Annotated in this window: 3 protein-coding genes and 5 pseudogenes; 4 read left to right on the forward strand and 4 right to left on the reverse strand. The window is 66.1% G+C overall.

Annotated features, from left to right (window positions below):
- From NW75_RS18845 to aroC, 3 genes and pseudogenes are all read left to right on the forward strand, one after another.
- Positions 1 to 348 (forward strand): annotated as a pseudogene (locus NW75_RS18845) (YhjD/YihY/BrkB family envelope integrity protein); the annotation flags it as partial.
- Between the two features lie 8 nt (positions 349 to 356).
- Positions 357 to 1,148 carry an enoyl-ACP reductase FabI gene (gene fabI, locus NW75_RS18850; protein ID WP_033966815.1) on the forward strand — a complete coding sequence of 264 codons (792 nt, stop codon included), beginning with the start codon at positions 357 to 359 and terminating at the stop codon, positions 1,146 to 1,148.
- Positions 1,149 to 1,302: 154 nt separating this feature from the next.
- Positions 1,303 to 2,370, forward strand: coding sequence for a chorismate synthase (aroC, locus tag NW75_RS18855; protein WP_033966814.1), 1,068 nt, complete (start codon positions 1,303 to 1,305; stop codon positions 2,368 to 2,370).
- Here aroC and NW75_RS24685 read toward each other — a convergent pair.
- Positions 2,323 to 2,754, reverse strand: coding sequence for a hypothetical protein (locus NW75_RS24685; protein WP_156143075.1), 432 nt, complete (start codon positions 2,752 to 2,754; stop codon positions 2,323 to 2,325). The genes aroC and NW75_RS24685 overlap by 48 nt on opposite strands.
- 137 nt (positions 2,755 to 2,891) lie before the next feature.
- Between NW75_RS24685 and NW75_RS18860 the strand changes: the two are divergent.
- Positions 2,892 to 4,189, forward strand: a pseudogene (locus NW75_RS18860) (Hsp70 family protein).
- Positions 4,190 to 4,192: 3 nt separating this feature from the next.
- Here NW75_RS18860 and NW75_RS18865 read toward each other — a convergent pair.
- The 3 pseudogenes from NW75_RS18865 to NW75_RS18875 form a co-directional block, all read right to left on the reverse strand.
- A pseudogene (locus NW75_RS18865) lies at positions 4,193 to 6,125 on the reverse strand (alpha-L-fucosidase).
- 14 nt (positions 6,126 to 6,139) lie between these two features.
- Positions 6,140 to 8,457, reverse strand: a pseudogene (locus NW75_RS18870) (GH92 family glycosyl hydrolase).
- Positions 8,454 to 9,825 (reverse strand): annotated as a pseudogene (locus NW75_RS18875) (glycoside hydrolase family 125 protein); the annotation flags it as partial. The pseudogenes NW75_RS18870 and NW75_RS18875, both read right to left, overlap by 4 nt.

Below are 9,825 nucleotides of genomic sequence, written 5' to 3' on the forward strand. Positions count from 1 at the left end.
GCGGCCGCGCGCGGTGCCGGGGGTGGTGATGTTCATCGCGCTCTACATGCTGTTCTTTTCGGTCACGCCGGCCAAATATCGCCTGAGCAAATGCCCGAAATGGCCGGGCGCGCTGTTCACCAGCGCGTGGTGGGTGACGATCACTGCGTTGCTGCCGGTGATCCTGTCGCGCTCAGCAGCTACAGCCTGACCTATGGCAGTCTGGCGGGGGTGATCGTGGCGCTGTTGTTCTTCTTTCTGGTGGGGCTTGGCATTGTCGTCGGGGCGCATTTGAACGCGGCACTGGCGGAACCCCCCGAACCGGGAGTAGAGAGCGCTCACGGAATCAAGGAGTCTATACCGGCGTGATGGAATTGATGGCAGGCAAACGCGGGCTGATCATGGGCCTCGCCAACGATCGCTCGCTCGCCTGGGGCATTGCCAAGAAGCTCAGCGAAGCGGGGGCCGAGCTTGCCTTCAGCTACCAAGGCGAGGCGATGGAGAAGCGCGTGCGGCCGCTCGCCGAGCAGCTTGGCGTCGCGCGCTTGTTCGATTGCGACGTGTCGGACATGGCTGCGCTGGATGCGACCTTTGCCGAACTGGCGAAGGAATGGCCGACGATCGACTTCGTCGTCCACGCGATCGGCTTTTCGGACAAGACGCAGCTGCGCGGGCGCTATTGCGACACGACGCTCGACAATTTCCTGATGACGATGAACATCAGCGTCTACAGCTTCACCGCAGTCGCGCAGCGCGCGGCGGCGATGATGCCCAATGGCGGATCGATGCTGACGCTCACCTATTACGGTGCCGAAAAGGTGGTGCCGCATTACAACGTGATGGGCGTGGCCAAATCGGCGTTGGAAACGAGCGTCAAATATCTCGCGGTCGATCTCGGTCGCGACAAGATCCGCGTCAATGCGATCTCGGCCGGGCCGATCACGACGCTGGCCGCCAAGGGCATCGGGGATTTCAACCTGATCCTGAAGTGGAACGAGCTCAATGCGCCGCTCAAGCGCAACGTGACGATCGAGGATGTTGGCGGCTCGGCGCTGTACCTGTTGAGCGACTTAGCGAGCGGTGTGACCGGCGAGACGCACCATGTCGATGCGGGCTATCACGTGATCGGCATGAAGGCAGAAGACGCGCCGGACATCGCGCTGGCGTAAAGCTCCCTCTCCGTTGGGAGAGGGAAGGGGCCCGCGCCGCAGGCGTGGGAAGGGTGAGGGCGACCGCCATGATTGATCTAGCAGGCGTGGGTGTATCACCCTCACCCTCCCATGCTGCGCATGGGCCCCTCCCTCTCCCGTTGGGAGAGGGAAAGTGAGCTTTAACAGCTTCGGACACCTCTTGCGCTTCACCACCTGGGGCGAATCACACGGGCCCGCGATCGGCGCGGTGGTCGATGGGTGCCCGCCGGGGATCGCTTTGTCCGAGGCCGATGTGCAGCCGTGGCTCGACCAGCGTCGCCCCGGCACCTCGCGCTTCACCACGCAGCGGCAGGAGCCCGACCAGGTCCGCATCCTGTCGGGGGTGTTCGAGGGGCGCACGACGGGCACGCCGATCAGCCTGATGATCGAGAATGTCGATCAACGATCGAAGGATTATTCGGAAGTCGCCAAGGCCTATCGTCCCGGCCATGCCGATTATGCCTATGACGCCAAATACGGTTTCCGCGATTATCGCGGCGGCGGGCGGTCCTCGGCGCGCGAAACCGCGTCGCGCGTGGCGGCGGGTGCGGTGGCGCGGCTGGTGATCCCCGAGGTCGGCATCATCGCCTGGGTCGAGGCGATTGGCGGCGACGCGATCGACCCGGCCAATTTCGATGCCGCAGAGATTGGCCGCAACCCGTTCTTCTGCCCCGACCCGCACGCGGCGGCGCGTTGGGAGGGGCTGGTTGATGCTGCGCGCAAGGCGGGCTCTTCGCTCGGCGCGGTGGTGGCGTGTGCGGCGACCGGTGTGCCGGCGGGCTGGGGTGCGCCGCTATACGCCAAGCTCGATGCCGAGCTGGCGGCGGCGTGCATGGGCATCAATGCGGTGAAGGGCGTCGAAATCGGCGATGGCTTCGCGGCGGCGCGCTTGCGCGGCGAGGACAATGCCGATGCGATGCGACCCGGCGCGGAGGGGCCGCAATTCCTGGCCAACCATGCCGGGGGCATTGCCGGGGGCATTTCCACCGGACAGCCCGTGACGCTGCGCGTTGCGTTCAAGCCGACCAGTTCGATCCTGACTCCGGTCGAGACGATCGACCGCGACGGCACCGCCACCGAGATCATGACCAAGGGCCGACATGACCCGTGCGTTGGTATTCGTGGTGTGCCGGTGGTGGAGGCGATGGTTGCTTTAGTATTGGCGGACCATAAGCTGCTGCATCGGGGTCAATGCGGCTAAAGCGGACCAGTTGTGGTGTGCGCGGGACAAAAGGAGCGACTGATCGACTGCCAGCGCGTTGTTAAGTCCGACCCATTTGGTGGTCACTGATTTTAAAGGACCAGAACCAATGCGTATTGCAACCTTGACCGGCATTGCCGCTTTGACCCTTTCGACTGCAGCCTTGGCACAAACCACAACGCCCGCACCGGGCGCGCCAACCAGCACGGTTCCCGCGACCCCTTCGACCACGCCGGGCACACCCGCGCCGACCACGACCACTCTGGCAACGCCGACTGCGGATCCGGCCACCACTCCGGCGGACCCGATGGCCAGCCCGACCTCTACCACGCCGGATTCGACGATGACGACGCAGACTCCAACGGACTCGGCCACACCGACCACGAAAAGTCGAAAAAGCGCCCGATGTAATCAACCGCGATACTGCGGTTTCGGATCCCGGCCTTGCGCGAGCGAGGCCGGGATTTTTTGGCTGTAGCTTTTGCGTGAAAGCGGCTTTGCCCGTACAGGCCGCGCCGACCATGACCATTTCTTTCCCGTCCGCGATCGGACTCGATTTTGGCACTACCAATTCGGTGGTCGCCCTCGCCCGTCAGCCCGGCGTGGCCGATATGCTCCAGCTCGATGGCCCGGCCGCGCCAAGCGCGGTGTTCCGCTCCGCCCTGTGCCTGTGGGAAGAAGAGGGCGAGCCGCAGGGCCTGGCGAGCGAAGCGGGGCCATGGGCGATCGAGGAATATCTCGCCTTTCCGCAAGGCAGCCGCTTCCTGCAATCGTTCAAGTCGGTCGCCGCCAATGCGAGCTTCGAATATGCCAGCGTATTCGAGCGGCGGTTTCGCTTTGAGGATCTGGGGCGTCTGTTCCTCGGTAAGATGGCGGCGCGCGCGCGCGGCGCGCTGAACGGCAAGACGTCGCGGCTGGTGGTGGGGCGTCCGGTCGAATTTGCGGGCAGTCGCCCTGACGAAGCGCTGGCGCGGACGCGCTATGATGCGATGTTCGGCCACCTCGCCGAGGAAATCCATTATGTCTACGAGCCGATCGGCGCAGCGTTCAGCTATGCATCGCGCATCACCGACCCGGCGACGATTCTGGTCGCGGATTTCGGCGGGGGCACGAGCGATTTCTCGGTCGTGCGGATCGAGGCCCCCGGAGCGGTACGCCGTTGTACCCCGCTCGGCCATGCCGGTGTCGGTGTTGCGGGTGACCGGTTCGATTTTCGCATTGTCGATCATCTCGTCATGCCGCTGCTGGGCAAGGGCGGGTCGTATCGGTCGTTCGACAAGGTGCTCGATATTCCCGGCGGCTATTTCACCGATTTCGCCGACTGGTCACGGCTGGCGCTGATGCGCAACCGCCGCACGATGGCCGAACTCGACAAGCTACGCCGTGTCGCGCTCGATCCCGAGGCGATCGGGCGGATGATCGCGATCATCGATCAGGAATTGGGCTATCAACTGTACGATGCGGTCGGTGCGCTGAAGCGTGCGTTGTCGCAGAGCGACGTGGCCGAGTTCCGCTTTGCGGGCGCGGGCCTCTCGATCGCGGCGGAGGTGCGGCGCGATGCGTTCGAGGCGTGGATCGCCCCCGACATCGCGCAGATGGAGCAAGCGGTCGACCAGGCATTGGCGCGCGCCGAAACCGACGCGAGCGCCATCGACCGTGTGTTCCTGACTGGCGGCACCTCGCTCACCCCGCGCGTGCGACGGCTGTTCGTCGAACGCTTAGGGAGGAGCGCATCGCCGCCGGTGGCGAACTGACCTCGATCGCGCATGGCCTGGCGCTGATCGGCCAGCAGGACGATATCGCCGCCTGGGCGGCGTGACCGTCAGCGCTTGACGGTAAACGCTCCGATCCCGGCCAGCGCTATCGATCCCGTCGGCAGCGCGGGCGCGTCGAACGACAGGCGCAGGAAACGCGCCGGACGCGGGTGGTCGAAGGTCAGGCGCTGCGTGGCGAGCGCATACGCGATATTGGCAAGCTCGCCGCTGCCCGCCGCTTCCCAGTGCGTGCCATCGACACTGGTTTCGCAACGATAGTCGCGCGGCGGGGACACATCCTTGGCGATGGTGCGCGAGGGCGAGATGCTGACCCCGGCCAGCGCAACCACTTGCCCCATGTCGATCGTGACGCTGACGGGGGTGCCCGGCGTCGGGGCCGGGGTGGTCCAGCGGGTCGCGGCATCGTCGTCGAGCAGCGCTTCTGCACCCGGCGCGGTGGCAGCGACGATGTGCCAGCCCTTGGTCGACAGGATCGTCGGGTCGCTCGACCGCGCCGGGGCGACGGCGACGGGTTGAACCTGGCGGAACAACGCGATCTCGCTGATTGCCGGGCAAGCGGGCGCTTCCAGGATACGCAGCCGCAGCCGCCGCGCGGTGATGGGCGCGGGCAAGCGGATGATGCGTTGTGCGCCGATGCATTCATGCTCGGCGAACGTTTTTCCATACGCCGTCCACCTCGGCATCGACCGCGAAGCGCGTGACGCGCACGCCAAGCGGCAGATATTCGCGGATGCGGATCAGGTCGAAGCTGCGCGTCGGCGGCAGATCGAGCGTCAGCGACGGGGTCTGGTCGGCATCGGGCGTCGACCAATAGCTGTCGCGATTGCCATCGAGCACGCGCGCGGCGCTGAACGCCGCCCCGCGCTCAGCACTGGCATGGGCGACCGCGCCCTTGGCGAGATCATGGGCATAGGTCGCGGCTTGCGCATCGCCGAACGAGCGCAGCACCGCGACATCGGTATCGGCCAGGCGGCCGCGCCGGTCGGGCGGCAGGTTGAGGTTGAGATTGGTGCCGCGCCCGACCGATTCATCGAACAGCTTGAGCAAGCGCTCGGGCGTCTTGACCTTGGCGTCCTCATCGGCGTGGTAGAACCAGCCGGGGCGGATCGACACGTCGGTTTCGGCGGGCCACCACAGGGCAGCGCCGCGCACGCCGCTATTGCCCTCGGACTGGACATAAGGGTGGTTGGGCATGGTCGGCCAGCACGGATCGCCCGCCACGCCATCCTCATTGCCGACCCAGCGGATTTCGGCACCGAGCGGATCGAAGGTGCAGGCCATGGGCTGATATTTGTGGACCAAAGCGATCGTGGTCGGCCAGTCGTAATAAGCCGGGGCATCGATCTTTCGCGTCTCGCGCGCGCCGCCATAATAGCCGTCGCCGCCATTGGCCCCGTCGAACCAGAATTCGAACAATTCGCCATAGCGCGTGCACAGCTCGACGATCTGCTTGCGGAAATAGTCGAGATAGGCCGGGCGGCCATAGTCTGGATGATGCCGGTCCCAGGGCGAGAGATAGAGGCCGAAGGCGAGGCCGGCGCGGCGGGTGGCCGCTGCCATCTCGCCGACGATGTCGCCCTTGCCGTTCTTGTACGGCGTGTTGCGGATGCAGCGTTCGGTCAGCAGCGTCGGCCACAGGCAGAAACCGTCATGATGCTTGGCGGTGAGGATGATGCCGGTCATCCCCGCAGCCTTCGCCGCGCCTACGATCTGGTCGGGCGAGAAATCGGTCGGGTTGAACAGTTTCGGGTCTTCATCGCCATAGCCCCATTCCTTGTCGGTGAAGGTGTTGATGGAGAAATGGACGAAGGCATATTGCTGGCGCGTGTGCCAGGCGAGCTGGCGCGGCGAGGGGGTCGCGCCCCATGGCTTTGGCGCACCGCTGGGCGCGGTCTTGGCCAAAGCGGGCGTGGCAAGCGTGGGCAGAGCGGTGGCGGCAAGGCCGGAGGCGATCACGCCGCGGCGCGAGGGATGGGTCATCTGGGGCTCCGGGATCAGGCCGAATGGCCGAAGGATGGCGGGCGATCGGCGCGTGCGGCACCGAAGCTGGGGTTGGGCGTGGCCGACATGGTGAAGCGCAGCGTGCCGCCGCCGCTCAGCGTGCGGTGGTCGATCCAGCTCTTGCTCCACGGCTTGCCGTTCCACGTGACGGCCGCGACGTAGGGCGTGTCGGCGCGGTTGCCGGGTGCTTCGATTGTGAGGGTACGGCCCGTGCCGACGCGCACCGTCGCGCGTTCGAACAAGGGCGAGCCGAACACATAGGCCGCCTCGACCGGGTCGACCGGATAGAAACCGAGCGCCGAGAAGACGAACCACGCGCTCATCTGGCCGCAATCGTCGTTGCCGATGATGCCGTCGGGCGCGTTGCGGTACATTTCGGTGCACAAACGTCGCACCATCGCCTGCGTCTTCCACGGCTGGCCGACATAGGCATAGAGATAGGCGGCGTGCTGGTCGGGTTCGTTGCCATGCGCATATTGGCCGACCAGCCCGGAAATGTCGGGCGGGGCATTGTCGGGCAGCGTCGAGGGGGCGGAGAAGAAGGCGTCGAGCTTGGCCGCGAACGCGGCATCGCCGCCGACATACGCGATCCGGCCATAGAGGTCGTGTTGGTTGAGGAAGGTGGCCTGCCAGCCATTGGCCTCCGTATAATCGCGCCACCACGGCTTTGGCATATGGCCGAGTTGGACCGGGTCATAGGGCGTCCACCATGTGCCATCGGCGAAGCGCGGGCGGGCGAAACCGGTGTCGCGGTCGATGACATTGCGCCAATTGCCCGACCGCTTGAGCAGCCGGTCGGCATCGGCGCTGGCCCCGGCGGCGCGGGCGAGGTGTGAGGAGGCCCAATCGTCATAGGCATATTCCTGCGTGCGGCTGACGCTTTCGAACACCTGGTCGGCCGGGACATAGCCCATCTTGTCATAGGCTTCGCGACCGAGACTATTGTCCTTGTCGGGCGCCTTGAAATCGAAGCTGCGCCTGGCGATGGCGGGCCAGGCGGCCGCATAATCGGCGGGGATGCCCTTGGCTTGCGCCTCGGCCAGCGGGACGACGCCGTGCCAGCCGATCATCGTGCCGGTTTCCTTGCCCTGCAACGGCCACACCAACGGGCCGTAGGGCGATTGCTGGGTCTGGCGAATGAGGTCGTCGATCAGGCTCTTGGTCCGGTCGGGCGCAACCAGCGTCAATAGCGGGTGCAACGCGCGATAGGTATCCCATAGCGACCAGGTGCTGTAGGCGGCACCGCCCCGCGGCACGGTGTGGACCTGTCCGTCGAGGCCGACATAGCGTCCATCGACATCCGAGAAGAGCGTGGGGGCAAGCTGCGCGTGATAGAGCGCCGAGGCCATGATGGTACGCTGGTCGGTGCTGCCGCCCTCGACCTGCACCACGCCGAGCGCCTCCGCCCAACGCTGACGAGCGGCACCGAGCGTGCGGTCAAAGTCCCAATGCGGTGCTTCGGCGGCGAGGTTGCGCGCGCGCCCGCGACATCGACGCCCGAGATGCCACAGCGCAGCAGGATTGGAGCCGCCCCGGCGTCGTTCCAGTGCAGCGCCATTTTCAGACGCTTGCCGGAGACCTGCGTGGTGCCCGCAGGTTGCTCGGCATCGCCATCGCCGTAGAAGGTGACGCGGTCGGGCCGCCGCGCGCATTGCAGCGCAAAGTGGATGCGCCGCCCCTTGGCCCAGCGGAACACGCGGCGGCTGCCGGTGATGGTGCCGTCCGCGTCGATCGACAGGCTCGCCTCATCGACCAAGGGCGCATGGTCCGAGGTGTCGAGGATGAGGTGCGACAGATCGATCAGCACATGCCCCGGCCCCTTAGGATAGGTATAGCGGTGCCAGCCGGTGCGATCGGTCGTGGTCAGTTCGGCGTGCACGCCCGATTCGAGCGTGACGCGATAGGAGCCGGGCTCGGCGATTTCGTTGGAATAGCGCTGGCGATAGCCCGCATCGGGGTTGTCGAGCGGTCCGGCTATGAGCTTGACCGGCCCGGTGCTCGGCACGACCAGCACGTCGAGCATGTCGCCGATCCCGGTGCCCGACAAATGCGTGTGGCTGAAGCCCATGATCGAGCTGTCGCCATGGTGATAGCCCGAACAGGTTGCCCAGCGCTCGACATCGGTATCGGGGCCGAGCTGGACCCTGCCGAAGGGCAAGGTCGGGCCGGGATAGGTATGGCCGTCGCCGCCGGTGCCGACGAACAGATTGGGAGCGGTCGCGGTCGGGCGTGCGTCGAGCCGCCACGGCACCGCGCTGGCGAACAAGGCAAGGGTAGAGCTGCTGAGCAGGGTACGGCGATCAATGGTCACAGCGTGTCTTCCAGCAAGGCAGGGCGGGTATTGGCGAGGCGCACGATCAATTCCCCGAACAGGCCATTGGCCCAGGCGAACCACGCTCGGGTGAATTTGCGAGCGTCGTCCTGATCGAAGGTTTCGTGGATGAAGCCGGTATCGGCATCGGTCTCGCGCACCGTCTTGAGGCAGGCGCGGATCACTGCGGGGTCGTCGCTCGACAGCGCGCGCACGATCAGCGACATCGGCCAGATCTGGCGCAATCCGGCATGCGGGCCGCCAATGCCTTCGCCGGCTTGCCCCTTGAAGAAATAAGGGTTGTCCGGGCCCCAGGCAGCGGCCTGGGTGCGCTGCCACAGCGGATCGCTCTGGGCGACGCAGCCGAGATAGGCGAGGCCGGAGAGCGAGGGGACGTTGGCATCGTCCATGAAGATCGCATTGCCGAAGCGTCAACCTCATAAGCCCATACTTCGCGCCCGTCGCGCAGCCGCATCCGGCCATATTGGGCAAGCGCGCGCTCGACCTCGGCAGCGAGCGCGGTGGCGTCCTGCGCGAGCGCGGTATCGCCGCGCGCGCCTGCGCCACCACCGCCAGCTCGCGCAAAGCGCCGACCGCGAACAAATTGGCGGGGATGAGGTACGGGTAGAGACACGCATCGTCCGACGGGCGGAAGCCGCAATGGATCAGCCCGACCGGGCGCGAGGGATTGCCATAGCCGTCGAGCGGCTGGGTTTCGGTATTGCGATCGGATTCGCGTAGGAAGCGGTAGGGGCCGGGGCCATGCTTGCGCTGCTGTTCGCGGAAGGTGGCGATGCTGAGCCGCGCCGCCGCCGCCCAGCGCGCGTCGAACGGCGCGGGATCTTTCGTCGCCTGCCAATAGCCGTGCGCGAGCCGCATCGGATAGCAGAGCGAATCGATCTCCCATTTGCGCTCGGCGACGCCGGGCTTCATCTCGGTCTTGTCGTGCTGTGCCCAGCCGAGATTGGTCTTGGCCGACGGATCTTCCATGAAGGCATTGGCATAAGGGTCGATCAGGATCGAGCGCGCCTGTCGCGCGATCAGCCCGTGAAACAGCGTGCGCAAAGCGGGATCGTCGCGGACGAGATGGAGATAGGGCGCGAGCTGCGCCGAGGAATCGCGCAGCCACAGGCAGGGGATGTCGCCGGTGATGACGAACGCATCTGGCGCGCCGTCGACCGTGCTCATCCGCACCGTGGTGTCGAGCGTGTTGGGATAGCAATTGGCGAACATCCAGCGCAGCTGGGGTCGCCGATCTTGGCCGAGACGCGCGCGATCTCGCGCTCGACCGCGCGGCTGGTGAACAGCCGTTCCTTGACCGGCGGGCGCTTGCTGGGGAGTGGCGCTGCGGCGAGCGCGGGCGAGGCG

Source organism: Sphingomonas sp. Ant H11 (genome assembly GCF_000797515.1).
In the GTDB taxonomy this organism is placed as follows: Bacteria; Pseudomonadota; Alphaproteobacteria; order Sphingomonadales; family Sphingomonadaceae; genus Sphingomonas.

Coding starts and splice junctions, on each gene's coding strand:
- fabI (WP_033966815.1), top strand. CDS start 357: ATGGCAGGCAAACGCGGGCTGATCATGGGCCTCGCCAACGATCGCTCG.